Raw genomic sequence first — 18,007 nt, forward strand, 5'->3', positions numbered from 1 at the left:
TCATTTTTATTATAGATATTTAACGAACCAATGAAAAAACCCCAATATGAAAAACACCTAGCAAAATTACAACTTGAACTCGCCCATTTACAAGAATCGGTGCAACAAACCGGCCAAAAAATCGTGGTGCTTTTTGAAGGCAGAGATGCAGCAGGTAAAGGAGGGGCAATCAAAACCATCACAGCTAAGCTTAATCCTAGGATAGTGCGTATTGCTGCCTTGGGTAAACCAACTGACAGAGAAACCACCCAGTGGTATTTTCAGCGTTATGTGGCACACCTACCCGCTGCAGGTGAAATAGTGTTATTTGATCGAAGCTGGTACAACCGTGCAGGAGTCGAAAAAGTCATGGGATTCTGTACCGACAAAGAATACCAAGAGTTTTTAAACACCTGCCCTGCGTTTGAAGATACCTTAATAAAATCTGGTATCACCCTGATTAAGTATTGGTTTTCAGTTTCTGATGAAGAGCAGGAAAAACGTTTTAAGAAACGATTGACCGATCCTCTAAAACGTTGGAAGTTTTCAAGTATGGACCTCGCTTCCCGAAGTAAGTGGGTAGAATATTCACAAGCTAAAGATGCCATGTTTGAACATACCGACACCGAGCAAAGCCCTTGGTTTGTGGTGGATGCTGACGACAAAAAAGCAGCCAGACTTAATTGTATTGATCACCTTTTATCACAAATCGATTATCATCCCATCGAACATCCACAAATAACCTTACCTGAAATTGACAGAAAACATTATCAACGTCCACCACATAAACAGCAAAGACATATTCCACAAAAATTTGCCTAAATGCAGGTTTAGCTTGGCCAGAGTTCTTGGTACCATATTACTCAGCGGCAATATAACTTGCCGAGCCTTTTTATTTATTTCCTTTGGATCCCGTCAATGAAAGTCATTTCTTTTAATATCAATGGTATACGTGCTCGTCTTCATCAATTACAAGCGTTAATTAACAAACATCATCCAGACATCATTGGGCTGCAGGAAATAAAAGTGCATAACGATCAATTCCCCGTCGCCGAAGTGGAGGCCATGGGTTATCACGTTTATTTTCATGGGCAAAAGGGCCACTATGGTGTGGCCATGATGTGTAAAAAACCTGCCATTGACGTGCAATATGGCTTTCCAACTGATGATGAAGAGGCACAGCGCAGAATGATCATGGTGAACTACCCCATGGAAAATGGCGAAACTGTGCGTGTGTTAAATGGTTATTTCCCCCAAGGTGAAAACCAGAATCACGAAACTAAATACCCAGCCAAACGGAAATATTACTCAGATTTAATGACTTATCTAAACCAATATCACACCCCAGATGAAAACGTGATTGTGATGGGTGACGTCAATATTTCCCATACCGATTTGGATATAGGCATTGGTGAGCCTAATCGTAAACGTTGGTTACAAACCAAAAAATGCAGTTTTTTGCCAGAAGAACGTGAATGGTTAAATACCTTAATTGGCTGGGGTTTTACTGATGGATTCCGCGATATGCATCCAGAAGAATCTGAAAAGTACAGTTGGTTTGATTACCGTTCAAAAGGTTTTCCTGACAACCGCGGCTTACGTATCGATTTGATTTTGGCCACTGCAAAACTGCACGCTATGTTAAAAGAAGCCGATGTCGATTATGAACTTAGGGGCCTTGAAAAGCCCTCTGATCATGCGCCTATTTGGTCTGTATTTAAGTAACACAGGGATACAACACTGTGGAACAGAGCGCATATTTTACCGATCTTCAATTATTAGCTGGGCTCATTAGTTTAGGCATAGCTTATTTAGTCGGAAAGAAACTTATTTTTTCTCGATTAATATCCGATAAAAAATGCCAACACTTAGTATTTGGCAGTGCCGCATGTATGTTTATTTTGTGGATGTTTCGCACAGGCATATACGATGGGCTATCTGTGCACTTTTTATGGCTCTCCGCGTTACCTTTATTATTAGGTTTTCGCTGGGCAATTTTTAGTGCCACACTGGCTTTGTTAGGAGTCACCCTATTCGGGCAAGAGAGTATCCAAATGTTAGGGGTAAACTTTTTGTTAGGAATACTTGCCCCAATCGCCCTTACCTATGGCTTCTATAGTGTGACTTTTCACAAATTACCCAGACACATTTTTATCTATATATTCCTGTGCGCCTTTATACCCGGTGCGTTAACTATAGGCTTAAAAATGTTGGCGTTAAGTGGCTACTTCTACCTTGATGGTTTATACACTTGGCAAGTGATTGAAGACAATTATTTAATACTCAGCACCCTAATGTTATTCCCTGAAGCCATGTTTAATGGCATGACAATCACCTTACTGATTATCTACAAACCAGAGTGGGTCTATACGTTTTACGATAAATTGTATTTGGATAAAAAATAGCCCCTTAGCTTCGAGAGAATTATTAGTGACAACAGAATTCATATTGCAATTGAGTTTACTAGGCATAGTAGTGGGTTTTGCAGCGGGATTATTGGGAGTGGGCGGTGGCGGTATTTTAGTGCCTATGCTCACTACCCTGTTTTTATCAGCAGATATTGTGCCTAGTCATGCCGTGCATCTTGCTCTTGGCACCTCTATGGCTTCCATAATTACTACCACACTTTCTAGCGCCTTTAGTCATTATAAAAACCATAATGTTGACTGGACTTATGTAAAAGCAATGGTGCCTTTGATCATTGTTGGAGCCATCTCCATTTCATTCTTAGTTCCCTTCATAAACACCACTTTTCTTGCAATCTTCTTTTCGTTATTTATGTTTAGTATTTCTATAAAACTATTTTTCAACAAACAACAGGTAACAGCGAAAAGAACCAAACTACCACCACAACTGGCTGGTTTAGGCATTGGAAGCGTTTCAACCTTAGTGGCAATTGGTGGTGCGGTTTTGAGTGTGCCATACCTTATGAGTAGAGGACTAGAGATGAGAAGTGCCATAGGAAGTTCGGCGGCAATTGGTTTTCCTATCGCTATTTCAGGCACTATTGGTTACGCAATTAACGGGCATATCAGTGTAGAAGAGTTAGCTAACAATCAGGCTATTGTCGGTTTTGTACATATACCTAGCGTGATAATTATTTCCATATGTGGCGTTATTATGGCGCCAGTGGGGGTGAAGTTGTCGACTAAGCTTCCTGTCAAGGTACTGAAAAAGATTTTTGCTGTATTGTTGGTCGGTTTAAGCATCAAGATGTTGATGAACGTTTTGTTGTAAAAAAATGGCAGCTTACGATATTTACGCAGCTGCGTTTATTTTTAAAAGCGCTACTTTGTACTTACCCATATCGCATGAATGATACCTGGCACATAAAAAAGCAGACACAAAAGTATATTGATTAGCAGATCTTTTCCAACTCCACTTTTTAGAAAAACCGCAATAGGTGGTAAAAATATAGCCAAAATAATCAGTATAAGTTTATTCATAATGTTCCTCTTTTATCGTTATCGTCTTGTTGAACTAGGTCTAGTTTGTTTGATTTTACTAATATGCACAACAACTAGATGTTGCATCACCTTAGTGTCTACGCTATTAAATTTATTCCTGCAAGATAACTCTAAAACGTTCACCTGCAAATTCTACTATATCACCGGACATTATCTTCTTACGGCGTCTGGTTTCAACTTCTCCATTTACCATTACCCTACCCTCATCGATGACAGATTTAGCTTCGCCGCCACTGGATACTAGAGCTTCAAATTTTAGTATTTGATACAGCGCTATGGGTTCTGCGTTAATTTCGATATCTTTTGTGGCTAGTATTGTCACTTGTCTTTTCAACCTTATTTAAATTCAATCTCTAAACCCTTTTGCTTTCGCAATTCAATAATAAGTATGCACCAAAACACCACAACTTTTAACCGTAAGATAAGATGCTTTAAAACCACCCAGGGTAGCTGTTATCATGGCGGCGCCAAACACCCACCCTAATTCATTCACAGAGCTCTATAGATGAAACTATTAATTAACCTAATTCGTAACTTATTAGGCGGCATCATCGCTGCCATTGACTTTGTCACCCGAGGTTCAAAACTAAAACGTAACGCAGAAGTGCAACAACAAGTGGAACGGGAGGTAGAAAAACTGTCCTTGTATCAATTTTTTGCTTGCCCATTTTGCATCAAAACCCGCCGCGCTATGTATAAAATGAACCTACCTATAGTTAAACGTAACGCCTCACAGGGCTCACCTTTTAGAGAAGAGTTACTGCAAGGTGGTGGAAAAATTCAAACCCCTTGTTTACGTATTGAGAAAGAAGGTGGTGTTGAATGGTTGTATGATTCATCTGAGATCATTAGTTATCTTAAAAACAGATTTGCTTAGCAGCATAGTAAAGGGCTGAATAAAATTTAGCCCTTTTTTTCATTATGGTTGCGACGACTTTTTCGCTTCTTCCTCTTGGGGTAGTAACACCGCAAGTAGGCTGTCATCCATATTTAAAAACCTATTAGCGGCTTCTTTTACTGCAGACGGCGTCATCTTTTTCAACAACGCATCATATTCTGCGAAAGATAATACTGATTCTTGAGGATCTGCAATACCAGTCAAATAATTCACCCAAAACCAATTATGTTTCTTATTTACTTCTAGGGATTTGAGTTCTTGAGTAATGTAGTTATTGACATATTTGTCTGCCATGAGGTCCGCTTTTAACTCTTCAAATATTGTTTGTATTGCAGCAGTTAATTCGTCTGTACGTGTTGGATCACAACTAAACGAAATATTGAGAGAGTACCTATTATCATCTTTTGAGAAATGACCATTTACACGCACCCCATAAACACCGCTTTTATCTTCACGGAGTCTTTCCCTTAATACGGTTTTTAACACAGCTTGAAGGGTCTTAAATTTGCGCTCCTCAAGGTGAGACCATAGAGTTTCACCAAATAGCTTAAATACAACATTTGATTTTGGCTCTAGGCCTTTTTTAACTGTAAGTGATAGCTTGCCTTTGTTACGTAGCTCGGGACGTCGTGTCCATCTTTCTTTATTTTCAGAGGCCGGTAAACCTGCAATATAAGTAGTAACTAGGTTTTCCATTTGCGTCAAATCAAGGTTGCCCACAAAAATAAAGTTAAAGTTAGCAGCGTTTGAAAACCTCTCATGATAAAGCTGTAGAGACTTTTCAAGTTCAATGCCTCTCACTGCAGCAGCATCGATTTGGAATGAGCGGGGATCATTAGCATATAGCGTCTGACGAATTGCCTCATTAAACACACTTTGCGGACTGATAAGCCTATTTTCATAATAAGGTGCAGCGCCCGCTATGACTGTGTCAAAAGCCTCTATATCTTTCCTTGGAGGGTAAAATTGAAGATTAAGCAATTGTAGAAAGTGTTCAATGTCTTTGACTGAACTTGTTCCCTGCAATTTCTGATATTTATCGTGAATCTCACTGGCAAGATTAAATGATTTACCTTTCATAAACTTATTCAAATCATTTATATTAAATTCACCCACCCCCATCATTTTAGCGATATAACTGGCAAAGAATGTCTGCTTATATAAGTCAGCCGAAACTAATGAATACCCTCCCTCACTGCGAGCCGAGAATAAAATGGAATCTTCTTTAAAATTTGTTTTTTTCAACCACACTTTAGCGCCGTTACTTAGCACCCATGTATGTGTATCGAGTGATGCGTTATAGTGTTTCTCTACAATATTGCCTTTTTTAGGCGCTATATTTATCAGCTTATCCCCAATGGCTATTTCTACGTAAGGCGAAAGTGCTAAGGAATCAACCTGTTGCCATATAGCTAACACCTCATTCTCGGAAGGCAAACTGGTTTTCTCGGTATCTGGAGCTGATATTGAAATCAGACGATTTTCATCCGTTACCCAATTCTTACCAACCTTGTTAACTTCTTCTAAGCTAATGTTTTCTAGGAAGTGTTGCACTATTTCATTCTCATGTATGGCACCAGGATTATTCTCATTATTTACAAAATAACGAACGTATTCACTAGCCAAACTACGAGACTCGAAATTATTGGCTTCCTTCGCCTTTTTTTCGTTTACATTCTTGATGCTGGCTTTTTGTCGTGCCAACTCTGCTTCGTTAAAACCGTGTTGAATAGTGCGATTAACCTCCGTCAATAAAAATCCAAGGGCTTCTTTGGTTTTCCCCGGCTTCACTGCGGCTCCTACAGAAAAGATACTTTTGTCACCAAAGGAACGGCTAAATCTCGCTCCACCTCCAATTATGGGTGAATCAGGGTTAAGTACATTTTCAAGATAACGACTATTCAACATTCCAATAAATAATTGATGGGTTAATGCCTCCCTAAAGTCGGCATAAGTTTGCGGCTCAAATAAAGGACGTTTTATTTGAACATTCACTAAGGTTCTAATCAGTTCCGGATCGGTTTCAATACTAATTAAGGGGGTTTTATTATCTGGAATCAAATACTGTTTACGTGGTTTTTGTTCAGCTGTTGCAGCGCCTATATTCGAGAAATACTTTTCAAAAAGGGCTTTTACCTGTTTTGGTTCAAAATCTCCAACCGCAATCAAAGACATCAAATCCGGTCTGTACCAGTCCTTATAAAAACGAATTAAATCCTCCTGTTTACCTTTGGCCAGAATGTCTTTTTTACCAATAGGAATACGCTTAGCATATTGTGAACCTTTAAATATAACCGGGAGCTGTTTGTACATAATACGTGTGTTTGCACCTAATCTAGTGCGCATTTCTTCAATCACTACACCACGCTCTTTTTCAATTTCTTCAGGCTCAAAGCTAATTTTGTGCGCCCAATTTTCTAATATATGAATGCCCTTCTCTAGTGTGGCTTTGTTATCTGTAGGCACTTGTAACTTGTATACTGTTTCATCAAAAGAGGTATGCGCATTCAAATGGGCGCCAAACTGCATACCAATAGATTCGACATACTCTATAATTTCTTGTTTTTTAAAATCTTCAGTGCCATTAAAGGCCATATGCTCAGCAAAATGCGCAAAACCCAATTGACTTTCATCTTCTAACACCGAACCGGCGTTAATCACCAGACGAATTTCGGCTCGTTTCTGGGGTTTATCGTTTTGACGAATAATATACTGCACACCATTGGCTAATTTCCCTTTTATAACTCTAGGAGATAGAGGTACTTGTCCGGAAAAAGGATTGTCTACAACGTGAGATTTTTGTTGATTTTGCGCAACTGAAACTGACGAGCTTTGATGAGTGTTACTGTTACAAGCAAAAACAACTAAACTTACCGATAATACAGTGGCTAGATATAACAATGACTTTTTCAATTGAACTTCCTTAGTTGATGTGTGGTTAATAGCTAATACATCAATTGATAAAACAGGTGGGAGTAACTCGTTAATAGTAAAACGATCGGACTGGAGTTAACAAGGTATTTAAAAATAATGGCTAAGATACATTCCCCTAGTTACCTTGATTGAAAGCTGCCATTTAAAATAGCGCTTATCTACAACAAAGAACAAATAACCTCAGGATTGTCAGTAAAAAGCCCATCAACTATTGCCAACTGGGATAACAGATAAACTATCACATTTGCAGACGTTTCTTAATGTCTGCTTGATGGTTTGCCGCTAATCCTTGATTGCTAGTCACTTTATGAACTTGCATATCATTGCCGCCGTTAAACTGCATAAAGGCTTTGAGTGATGGCTGCAACACCTTAATAAAGTCATCTACCTTGGAGGTTTCTAAATGCAGATTTTGGATATGTAATAGTTGGGTTTTACGATCTATCTTGGCATCCATTCGCCCTACAAACTCAGCTCCCCATAACAATGGCAAACTAAAATAACCGTATTGTCGTTTGGCGGGTGGCACATAACATTCAATTTGATAATCAAAACTAAAGATCTCAGAGAGTCTTTTACGCTGGATCACTGCATTATCGAAGGGAGACAATATCTGTACTTGATTGCGATTAACCGACTGTTTGAGTAAATCAGTGACATTGGGCAACGCATAATAACCTTGACCAGCAACTGTGACTGGCTGCAACTCACTATTTTCAAGCATTTGTTCACAAGTTTGCGTGATTTGACTTTTTAATCCCTTACGTAAGTAGCTGATTTGTGGAGCGGATGCAAAACCATGAGCACATAGATAACGGCTAATTAAATGACGTTCGAATTCAATGGCGCTGGGAACAGTTGTATCTATGCCAGCAGGCAACACTCGCTCAGTGAGATCATAGACTTTGTGAAAACCTTGCCTTTCTACAACCATCAACTCCCCTTCAATAAAGAGTTGTTCTAAGGCAATTTTGTCTGGTTTCCAATCCCACCACCCGTTGCTCTTTTTGGTGTGATCATGTTCAAAGTCTTTTGCCCTTAATGGGCCTTCTTGCTGAATTCTTTTTAACACACGTTTTTCAGCAATGGGGTTTTTCTCCCGCCAGTGTTTTTCACCTGCCGCAATAGCGTGTTTTTTAGGTAGTGAAAAACGGTAATCTTGTATAGGTAAATATGCGGCGGCATGGGACCAGTATTCAAATATTTGTTTTTGGGCAATAAGTTGCTCAATAAAATCAGGCTGATAATTTTTTACGCGACTCCACAAACAATGATGATGGGCGCGTTGAATAACAGAGATGGAGTCTATTTGAATATAGCTTAGGTGTTTAACAGCGGCATTGACACCTTTTATACCTTGTCCAAAGGCAAAGTTTTTGTGTAGCCCTTGGCAGACAAGGGCTAGTTTACAGGCTTGTTTTTGAGTTAACTCAAGTGGCGGTAAAATAACACTATTACCACGGCAAGACTTCGCCATTTGAATGCCAAAACGTACCTGAATTGCTTAAGTTTAATTCCTCAATGCGCTGCATTAACCGCTCAACTGCTACAGCAGCAGAAATATCGCCACTATTATTGACCATTTCGGTTTGCACATATCCAGGGTGTAATAAAGCAACGGCCACTTCATACTCTTTAAGATCATGGGCTAAAGACACGCCCGCTATATTCAACGCGGCCTTGGACATACGATAGCCATAACGACCACCAGAAGTGTTGTCTGTTGCTGACCCCATTCTGCTGCTAATCAGCGCAACTTTGGCACCTTTAACCAGTTGTTTTCTCAGCATTTGAGTGACCAATAAAGGTCCCATTGCATTCACTCTAAATTGATATTCGAGGGTTGTAGGTGACATATGTTCTAAGGTTTCGTTTGCCAATACGCCAGCGTTATTGATCAACAGATCAATTTTCAAATCATTGAATGTACGCAATGTTTTTTCTAAACATTCAGGACTCCCCACATCGACCTTATCGATCACTTTGGCATTTGTTTGACTAAGTTCGTCACTCGTATTGCGGCACAAAGCAAAAACTTTGTCACCCTTAGCTAAATACTGTTTTACAAACTCTAAACCTATGCCACGATTGGCGCCGGTAATAACGACAGTAGCCATAAAACTTCCTTATTTTTGAGTAGCGATTAATCGAGCTAAATCTTCTGGGGTATCAATACCAATGGGTGGTGAAACTCTGGCTTCTTCAACATGTATTTTTTCACCATGCCACAAAACTCGCAGTTGTTCTAGGGATTCAATTTGTTCAATTCCTGAAGGTGACATATTCACATATTGTTTAATAAATCCGGCGCGGTACGCATAAATACCAATGTGTCTAAAGTAGAACTCACCTATCTCATCAATGCTATCTGAATCAAGAAAGCGCGCTCTGTCGTAGGGAATAGTCGAACGAGAAAAATACATAGCATACCCTTGCTTATCCATGACCACTTTAACAGTGTTAGGGTTAAACGCGTCTTCAACATCGGTGATCCTAACTGCTAGTGTCGCCATTTCAGCTTGTTGGTGATTATGTAAATTTTCAGCCACTTGTAGGATATTCTCAGCAGGGATAAAAGGCTCATCACCTTGCACATTCACCACCAACTCATGAGACAACATATTTTGTAAATCGACTACTTCTGCCAAACGCTCTGTACCTGATTCGTGGTGGGCACCCGTCATACAATATTTACCACCAAAGTCACTCACCACTTTGGCAATTCTCAGATCGTCTGTGGCCACTAAAATATTACTGGCCCCTGATTCTTGAGCGCGCTCATATACGTGTTGCACCATAGGTTTACCTTGTATTTCTACTAAAGGTTTACCAGGAAAGCGGCTTGACGCGTAACGTGCAGGGATAATGACATTAAATTGCATACTTAAATCTCTTCAAAATATTTATACTAGTAACAACCCAAGATGCGAATTTTGAGGTGTTATGAATATAAGGCCAGCTAAGATGTTAGACGGTTTTTAACAGTTGTTCCATGTCATCACTAGACAGGTGTTCAGCTTCTGATTCCAACAATACCGGAATATTTTCTCGAATAGGATACACTAAACGATCAAATTTACAGATAAGTTGCGCCTGCTTATTATGGTGCAATAACTTACCCTTACAAACTGGGCAGGCTAATATATCTAACAATTTTTTATCAAAGGCCATTATTTTCTCTTACTTGGTTTTTTATCCGCAGCCACATGCTTTAATTTTTGCAAGAGTTGCGATTCAAATTGACGGGTTAAACTGGCACTGACAGGTAAATACCAACAATCATCATGTGCTATATGGGTACATTTTACAGCATCTTTTTCTGTCATTATTACAAGTCCATCGGGAATATCATCTTCTGTAAAAGCATGATGATCCACAAAACTGAGCTGTTTTTTTATCTTAACTTGCTTTTTTTGCAACAAAGAAAAAAAGCGTTGCGGGTTACCTATTGCGGCGAGCGCAGTAACAGGCACGGTTAATCTGCTCAGGGATAAACTTTTAGTTGGGTTTTTAATATTTATGAGTTGCCCTGCTTCCAGTGACATTAAATGTTCGCCATTTGTGACTAAACCACCGTTTAATACCAATAGATCCGCAGTTTTTAATCGCCACGTTCCCTCTCGCAACGGGCCTGCTGGTAATAATATATTGTTACCACAGCGTCTTTGACCATCCATTACGACAATTTCAATATCTCTATTTAACGCATAATGCTGCAACCCGTCATCACAAATAATCACATTACATTTATGTTTATCTATTAGATGCAACGCACCTCTTGGGCGCTGCGGATCCACCACCAAAGGGCAGTTAATATGGCGACGCATCAATATTGCTTCATCCCCAGCCAAATCAACCAGACTGCTTGGTTCAACTGACATAGGATAACTGGCATTTTTTCCGCCGTAACCGCGACTTAATACCCCTGGGTGATAACCTTCTTGCCGTAAACGTTTAGCCAGATAAACCACTAGTGGTGTTTTACCATTGCCGCCAACACTGATATTTCCCACCACAATGACTGGCACAGGAATATCAACAGACGCTTTGATATTAAGTCGAAATAAGGTTCTTCGTAACCAAGACAAAGCCCAAAATAACGCAGTAAGAGGCAATAACAGTAGGATAACTGGCCAATGGTACCAACTTGGTGAGTACCACATATTATCTATCCAACTCACTTGACGACTGGCTCCTCTCCAAACTGCATATTATACAATTGAGAATACGCGCCATTTTGCGCCAATAAACTTTGATGATTACCTTGCTCAATAATTTCACCTGCCTCAATGACTAAAATTGCATCGGCGTTTTCGATGGTCGATAACCTGTGGGCTACCACTATACTGGTGCGGTTGTGTTGCAATTGATCAAGGGCATCTTGGATCAGTCGTTCAGATTCGGTATCTAAGGCTGATGTGGCTTCGTCCAAAATCAGGATTGGCGCATCTAACAACAAGGCACGGGCAATGGCTAAACGTTGGCGCTGACCTCCAGATAACATAAAGCCGTTTTCACCCACTACCGTCTCTAAACCATCAGGTAGTTGCTCTAAAAATTCCATAACATGGGCGGTTTTGGCCGCAGCTAATATTTGCTCGCGGCTCACTTTCCCCTCTGAGCCATAGGCTATGTTGTTGGCAATAGTGTCATTAAATAACACGACATGTTGCGAGACTAACGCAAACTGTCGCCGTAAGTCTTTCAAAGGAATATCTGTCAACAAATTATCATCCAGGCGTATTTCACCGGATTGATTGTCGTAGAAACGTGTTAACAAACTAGAAATGGTCGACTTACCGCTTCCAGAGCGGCCGACCAAAGCAAAGGTTTGCCCTGGTTTGACTGAAAACGAGATATTTTTTAGTGCCGCGGCTTCTTTACTTGGGTAATGGAAAGTCACATTTTTAAAGTCAATTTGGCCCTTAACTCTATCAATAGTCTGAGTTCCTGTGTCTTGTTCAATATGTTGATCTAAAACTTCAAAAATACTTAAACAAGCAGCCATGCCTCTTTGGAATTCACTATTAACAGTAGTAAGTTGTTTTAATGGCTTTAGTAACATCGTCATAAAAACCACCACACTGACAAATACACCAGGCGTCAAAGACTCAACTAAATCTGGGAAACTTGCAACATAGAGCACAACAGCTAAGGCAATAGAGGCAATCACTTGTATCGAAGACACACTCAAAATTCTGGCCACTACCAACTTCATATTTTGCTGGCGATTATGATTATTTTTATCTGTAAAACGTTTATCTTCAAGGCTTTGCCCGCCAAACATCAACACCACTTTGTGGCCTTTAATCACTTGTTCGACACCAGCGGTCAAATTGCCCATGGCATCTTGAATACGCCGACTGACCACTCGAAAACGTTTACTCACGACAGACACAATAACCGCCACTAAAGGGCCGATCAGAATAAAGATCAACGACAATTGCCAAGAATAGTAAAACATTGCAATCAGCAAACCTATTACAAAAGCACCGTCTCTTACTAAGGTTAACAAGGCTTTACCGGCTGCGTTTGAAACCTGTTCAGTATCGTAGATAACCTTGGATATTAATTTTCCGGTACCATGAGTATCATGGAAAGCCACAGGTAAATGAATATATTGATTAAACAACTGCTGGCGCATTTGCATCACAACATGATTACCTATCCAAGCCACCGTATAGGTACCCAGAAAGTTAAGAATGCCCCGCAAAATAAAAATCGGCACGATAAAATAAGCGGCTAACCTAAGGTACTCATAGTTACCTTTGCCTAAACTGTCATCCACTATTGGCTTGAGTTGAGCCACCACCAATACATCAATCACTGAATAACCAATCATGCCAATCACAGCAATTAAAAACGCGAATTTGAAGTTTTTAAGGTAAACGCGAAAACGTTTAAAAATGTTATTTGGCACTTTTGTGTCTAAATTGCTCTGTTTGCTCATTAAATGACTATTATCTGATGAAATTAAAATACCAAGCTAGTGTAACTGTTAGGGCGAAAATCCCCAACTATCAATGAGATAATTTATGAGATCCGCTATCCTTAATTTGCATACCAATAGGGATACATATCCTTTCTGACGGTTTTTACCTTTGCTGCTGCCGTGGAATTATACTCAATAAAAAAGGATACTTGACCTGAATCAGAGGTTGCAAACAAGGTTGCAGTATTGAATTTTTGATATCTATCTATTACTTCTTGTCTAGGAAAATCCCAACGATTCATAAAACCCTGACTAAAAATTACGTATTTAGCCGCTACGGTTCGAATAAACTCACTGGATGAAGAGGTATTGCTGCCATGGTGTGGTGCCACTAAAATATCCGCTTGTATTGCCTCTGACTCTGTCTCTATTAGCTGCTTTTCAATACTTTTATCAATGTCTCCTGGTAACAAAACACTGTGATAATCATCTGCTACTTTAATCACACAGGAACCATTGTTGTCATTGTATTTAAGGGGGTCGTCTGGCCACAAAGCAGTAACGCGTAACCCCTGCCAAACCCTATCAAACCCTTGCCGGCACTTATCTTGATTAGTTAATACCTGAGGTTGCTGTATACCTTCTAACAATTGCGGCAAACTTCCAGCATGATCATTATCTCCATGGCTAAGCAATACTAAATCGACTTTATTAGACAATCCCCTCGCCTGTAAAATGGGTAACAACACGCTGTCTGCCATATTAAAGCCAGATGGATAACTCGCTCCAACATCGTAAATAATGACTCGGTTATTTTTAGTGATTAACACCGCCACTCCTTGCCCAACATCCAAAATATCAACCCGCCATGTAGTGGTTTTTGGGGTAAAACAATAACTCGCGAGGGGCAGCAAAAACAGACACAGGTATTTTTTATTTAACCAGAAAGCAGGCAAACAAACACATAATACAAAGAGGAAAACATAACACCACACCCAAGGCGAAAACACAGGTAGGTTAAAGTAGGCACCATTGAGTTTTAATGCAAAATTGAGAAACTCAACACCATAACCCACTATAAAGTCGGCAATTGCAAATAACGCAAAAGCCCATTCAGGATTGATTGCTAAACAAACCACCGCCATGATGCAAATTGGCACCAAAATCATAGTCACAATAGGCACTGCAATTAAATTTACAACAGGCGATACCGTCGAGATATAGGAAAACTGCCACGCCACCAACGGCAACATCAAAACACTTAAACAGAGTTGCACTTTGAGCATACCTGTGAATAACGTTCTCAAAGAAAAGTCGGTTTTCTTGACTGGCCAGCGCCAAAAAACAAAACAAATAATGATCACCGCAGTAAAACTTAACCAAAAGCTCAGAGCAAATATACTCAAAGGAAATAGCAAAATAAAAACGCTTAGCGCCAACAAAATTAAACGTTTAGCCCCAAGGTTTTTATTACACAAAAAAATCAAACTAAATAGAAACAACATCAGCCATGCCCTTAGAGTTGGCAAACCAAATCCGGCTAAGGCGGAATAACTCAAGGTACTGAAAAGTGTCAACAACATAGCGAAGTTATGTAAGTTGATATAATGCAAAGTGTCAAACCTGCTAATCAATGCACCTGCTACCCACCCTATCAACACGTAACTGATACTGGCGACCAAAGCCAAATGTAAGCCAGATATTGCAATAAGGTGGGCCACTCCAGTGTTCTGTACTAACAACCAATCAAAGGGTTGCAACATTCCTCGATAACCGAAAGTGAGTGCGGCCAACCAACGACTATGGGGCAAATCAAAAGCTAACATGCGATTGAGCAAGGTTTGTCTAATGCTCTTAACATCGCCAATTAGTTGATTATCACCATGTGGTTTGACATAACCGGTGGCAATGATCCCTTCACTAAACAACCATTGTTGATAATTAAAGCCAGCTTCATTCGCTAATCCATGAGGAGGTTTAACTTTCACCATAAGTTTAACCTGTTGGCCCTGTTGTATTTGCCAATCTGGGTCTCGCCAACTCAGACGAAAGGTTTTAGCGAAAAACAAAGGTTGCTGGTCAAGATGTGTAACCTTAAGATTGAAACGAATATTTCGCTCAGCTATGACTAAACTACTCACTTTGCCTAATATTTGTACTGGTTGACTAGTTTGTTCTGAAGATAGTTGCAAAGTGTATTGCCAATGCCCTACACTCGCCATCCAGACTATGCCAAGCAGAAAACAGCCTAAGTGTTGATATTTCCGAATTATTAGGCAAGTACAAATAAATAGTAAAATAGTGATAACGATGGAAGGCAAGCTAGTCCACACTAAACTTGTGAAAGAAGCGGCGATAAAACTGAGAAGTTTACTGTCCATTGTTACTGGTATATGCGATCCGTTGCTGCATGAAATTAAAGTATAGAGAACTATTCTGAAAAAGTTTATTAAGCGCTTTCTGCCCAGCCCCCAAAAAGTCAAAGACCACAAAGTTCTCTCTGTGTTTGGTACTTTATTACACGATCCTAATCTCTGGCATTTGAATCGACGCTCTGCCTCTGGAGCTTTTGCTGTGGGTTTATTTTTTGCGTTTTGGCCAATCCCTTTTCAAATGTGGTTAGCTGCCGCTATGGCGATACCACTTCGCGTTAACTTGCCGTTATCAGTAGCCACTGTCTGGATCACTAATCCCTTTACTATGCCACCCATTTTTTATGGCGCCTATTTAGTTGGCACCACTGTGCTGGGCTCTCCAAAAAGAGACTTTAGCTTTGAGTTAAATTGGGACTGGGTAGTACAAAGCATAGAAACAATAGGCCCAGCATTTTTAGTCGGTTGTTTTATTTGCTCTGTAGTGTTTAGTGCAGTGGGCTATTTTAGCTTAAATTATCTTTGGCGCTTATCCGTCAAGAAGGCATGGAAACAACGTATCCATAAACGTTTCCCCTAAAGGCCAACGAGGGAGTATCACTGATCATTGAGATACGCCTAATAAAATACCCCATCAAAAAAATAGCGCATCGATTAGTAGACACCACTAAGTGGTTTCAGGGGTGTCTTCAAGCAACTGCTGCGGCTCTTTTGAAAAAACAATATAGGCCATTGCGCCGCCATACATATCAAACATAGCGTGCAAAATGATGGGAATAACCAGTGAATCTGTGTAAAGGTAGAGTAAAGCCATAGTGGCTCCTACTATGGCGGTTCGTAATATATGAATTGGACCTTGGTAAATATGTGGTAAACCAAACATTAGACTCGAAATGATAACAACCCCATAAGTGGGAAAATAATCCCCTAACACCTGCATTAAATAGCCCCGAAACAAGATTTCTTCACAAATACCCGCGCTTACAGACAACCCCAAAATAAAATAACGCGCTTCTTTGCAGTTGGACGGAGTCATCCATTGAACATAGGCAATCTGTTTTCTAATTGTTGGGTGTTCATGGGTGTTTTTATTCAGTTGTTTGAGTGAAAATAAAAAATACCCACAGATCACTATCAATCCACCAACACCGAGTTGATTAGCCAGATCCCAATGCCAATGTAAGCCAATATCATTTAATGAAATTGCAGTTTGATTGATGATCACCATTAATAACATCACAGGTAACCAAAGATGTAACATCCAAGTGCGATACATAACAACGCGCATGTCAGGATTTGCAATTACACTTTGTTTTTCTTGTTCATAACTCAAATAAATATACAGGGGATTGAGGATAAAATAGCCCCACAGTAAATATTCTAGATACTCCATTTTGTTTCTCACTTTGTTTCTTTAGTCACTCAAATGAGTGTAGAGGCAAAACTAAAACAAATTAATGGTATAGTATTTTACAGTTAGTAAACTAAAAGATTAAAATCGTGTCATTATGTTTAAAACCGAAACGCTAATTGCCTTTGCACTAGTTGCAAAACATCGTAGTTTTACATTAGCAGCCAATGCTCAAGGGCAAACGCCTATGGCAATGAGCAAACAGGTTTCACAACTAGAAAAACGACTGGCAGAACCCCTATTTGAACGCAGTACCCGAAAGATCAGACTGACTCAGTTTGGCGCAGAGTTTTTGATTCGAGTACATAAAATACTGGAACAACATGATGCCATCGAACATTGGCTGGAATCACGACAAGGAGAATTCTCTGGCACGCTGAGCCTTGTCACTCAGTCAACCCAAACCTTTGATGAAACGGTTTTCCCTTGGTTAGCCGAATTCCATCAGTGTTACCCAAACATAGAACTGATTTTTGAAGTACAAGAAAACATTATCGATATAAATAACAACCCCTATGATATTTATTGGGGAATTGAAGAATATTTAGGAATGCAACATCCTGCGCTAAAACGTCGCTCCTTATGGAAAGCACAATTGGGGATTTTTGCTTCTCCCGACTACCTAGCTAAATTTGGAACGCCCAAGACACCTGATGAGTTAAAAGATCACCAGATGATAAGTCATCCACACAGTGATCCTAGCAATGCGCTTATAGTCAATAAGGTCGCCAATAGCCAACAACGTGAGATGGACTTTGTCATTTTAGACGCACCAATGAAGACAGTTGCAGGTCAATCTAAATTTGCGGTGCAAGGTTTAGGATTAATCAATGCGTTAGTAGACAATGATGATATTAAAGACTATCTGGCCACGCATCAATTGGTACCGGTTTTACAGAAATATTGGTATTCATCCGCTGAGATTTATATTTATTATCATCAAGTAAAACTTGAGCAACCTAAAGTGCGTGCTTTTATTGATTTTTTCCTCTCAAAAAGAAAATATTGGTAACC

At 39.8% G+C, this 18,007-nt stretch carries 18 protein-coding genes; 7 read left to right on the top strand and 11 right to left on the bottom strand.

Features of this window, described 5'->3' with window-relative positions:
* Positions 1-30 precede the first annotated feature (30 nt).
* From ppk2 to AAC000_RS20780, 4 genes are all read left to right on the top strand, one after another.
* Positions 31-801: a polyphosphate kinase 2 gene (gene ppk2 / locus AAC000_RS20765; protein ID WP_339725536.1), complete on the top strand. Its 771-nt coding sequence runs from the start codon at positions 31-33 to the stop codon at positions 799-801.
* A gap of 96 nt (positions 802-897) precedes the next feature.
* Positions 898-1,704: an exodeoxyribonuclease III gene (xthA, locus tag AAC000_RS20770; RefSeq protein ID WP_339725537.1), complete on the top strand. Its 807-nt coding sequence runs from the start codon at positions 898-900 to the stop codon at positions 1,702-1,704.
* A gap of 17 nt (positions 1,705-1,721) precedes the next feature.
* Entirely contained in the window at positions 1,722-2,384 is a 663-nt protein-coding gene (locus AAC000_RS20775; protein ID WP_339725539.1) for an energy-coupling factor ABC transporter permease, read from the top strand.
* A gap of 25 nt (positions 2,385-2,409) precedes the next feature.
* Complete coding sequence (locus tag AAC000_RS20780; protein WP_339725541.1) at positions 2,410-3,216, top strand: sulfite exporter TauE/SafE family protein; 807 nt, start codon at positions 2,410-2,412, stop codon at positions 3,214-3,216.
* A gap of 50 nt (positions 3,217-3,266) precedes the next feature.
* Here the strand turns inward: AAC000_RS20780 and AAC000_RS20785 are convergent, their stop codons facing one another.
* Both AAC000_RS20785 and AAC000_RS20790 read right to left on the bottom strand, forming a co-directional pair.
* Positions 3,267-3,425 carry a YqaE/Pmp3 family membrane protein gene (locus AAC000_RS20785; RefSeq protein WP_339725543.1) on the bottom strand — a complete coding sequence of 53 codons (159 nt, stop codon included), beginning with the start codon at positions 3,423-3,425 and terminating at the stop codon, positions 3,267-3,269.
* Between the two features lie 112 nt (positions 3,426-3,537).
* On the bottom strand, positions 3,538-3,768 hold the full coding sequence (locus AAC000_RS20790; protein ID WP_339725545.1) for an RNA-binding S4 domain-containing protein: 231 nt from the start codon (positions 3,766-3,768) through the stop codon (positions 3,538-3,540).
* A gap of 183 nt (positions 3,769-3,951) precedes the next feature.
* Here AAC000_RS20790 and AAC000_RS20795 point away from each other — a divergent pair, with 183 nt between their 5' ends.
* Positions 3,952-4,323 carry a glutathione S-transferase N-terminal domain-containing protein gene (locus AAC000_RS20795; RefSeq protein WP_339725547.1) on the top strand — a complete coding sequence of 124 codons (372 nt, stop codon included), beginning with the start codon at positions 3,952-3,954 and terminating at the stop codon, positions 4,321-4,323.
* Between the two features lie 42 nt (positions 4,324-4,365).
* On the opposite strand, the gene AAC000_RS20800 is transcribed toward AAC000_RS20795, so the two are convergent.
* From AAC000_RS20800 to AAC000_RS20835, 8 genes are all read right to left on the bottom strand, one after another.
* Entirely contained in the window at positions 4,366-7,257 is a 2,892-nt protein-coding gene (locus AAC000_RS20800) for an insulinase family protein (protein WP_339725549.1), read from the bottom strand.
* A 259-nt stretch (positions 7,258-7,516) separates the two neighbouring features.
* Positions 7,517-8,755: a crosslink repair DNA glycosylase YcaQ family protein gene (locus tag AAC000_RS20805; RefSeq protein WP_339725551.1), complete on the bottom strand. Its 1,239-nt coding sequence runs from the start codon at positions 8,753-8,755 to the stop codon at positions 7,517-7,519.
* Positions 8,733-9,395 (bottom strand): SDR family oxidoreductase, encoded by a 663-nt coding sequence (locus tag AAC000_RS20810; RefSeq protein ID WP_339725553.1) that lies wholly within the window; start codon positions 9,393-9,395, stop codon positions 8,733-8,735. Before AAC000_RS20810 ends, AAC000_RS20805 begins: the two co-directional genes overlap by 23 nt.
* Before the next feature lie 9 nt (positions 9,396-9,404).
* Positions 9,405-10,160, bottom strand: a complete 756-nt coding sequence (gene kdsB, locus AAC000_RS20815) for a 3-deoxy-manno-octulosonate cytidylyltransferase (RefSeq protein WP_339725555.1) — start codon at positions 10,158-10,160, stop codon at positions 9,405-9,407.
* An 85-nt stretch (positions 10,161-10,245) separates the two neighbouring features.
* Complete coding sequence (locus tag AAC000_RS20820; RefSeq protein ID WP_339725556.1) at positions 10,246-10,449, bottom strand: Trm112 family protein; 204 nt, start codon at positions 10,447-10,449, stop codon at positions 10,246-10,248.
* Positions 10,449-11,459 (bottom strand): tetraacyldisaccharide 4'-kinase, encoded by a 1,011-nt coding sequence (lpxK, locus tag AAC000_RS20825; RefSeq protein WP_339725557.1) that lies wholly within the window; start codon positions 11,457-11,459, stop codon positions 10,449-10,451. Before lpxK ends, AAC000_RS20820 begins: the two co-directional genes overlap by 1 nt.
* On the bottom strand, positions 11,456-13,228 hold the full coding sequence (msbA, locus tag AAC000_RS20830; protein ID WP_339725559.1) for a lipid A export permease/ATP-binding protein MsbA: 1,773 nt from the start codon (positions 13,226-13,228) through the stop codon (positions 11,456-11,458). Before msbA ends, lpxK begins: the two co-directional genes overlap by 4 nt.
* A 101-nt stretch (positions 13,229-13,329) precedes the next feature.
* Positions 13,330-15,591: a DNA internalization-related competence protein ComEC/Rec2 gene (locus AAC000_RS20835; protein WP_339725561.1), complete on the bottom strand. Its 2,262-nt coding sequence runs from the start codon at positions 15,589-15,591 to the stop codon at positions 13,330-13,332.
* A gap of 52 nt (positions 15,592-15,643) precedes the next feature.
* Between AAC000_RS20835 and AAC000_RS20840 the strand changes: the two genes are divergently transcribed.
* A complete protein-coding gene (locus tag AAC000_RS20840) occupies positions 15,644-16,162 on the top strand; it encodes a DUF2062 domain-containing protein (protein WP_339725601.1) in 519 nt (172 codons plus the stop codon).
* Between the two features lie 87 nt (positions 16,163-16,249).
* On the opposite strand, the gene AAC000_RS20845 is transcribed toward AAC000_RS20840, so the two are convergent.
* The gene (locus AAC000_RS20845) at positions 16,250-16,987 is read right to left on the bottom strand and encodes a CPBP family intramembrane glutamic endopeptidase (protein ID WP_339725563.1); all 738 of its coding nucleotides are present in this window, start codon (positions 16,985-16,987) and stop codon (positions 16,250-16,252) included.
* A 103-nt stretch (positions 16,988-17,090) separates the two neighbouring features.
* Here AAC000_RS20845 and AAC000_RS20850 point away from each other — a divergent pair, with 103 nt between their 5' ends.
* Entirely contained in the window at positions 17,091-18,005 is a 915-nt protein-coding gene (locus AAC000_RS20850; protein ID WP_339725565.1) for a LysR family transcriptional regulator, read from the top strand.
* Positions 18,006-18,007 lie beyond the last annotated feature (2 nt).

The sequence above is a fragment of the uncultured Paraglaciecola sp. genome, from assembly GCF_963977085.1.
In the GTDB taxonomy this organism is placed as follows: Bacteria; Pseudomonadota; Gammaproteobacteria; order Enterobacterales; family Alteromonadaceae; genus Paraglaciecola.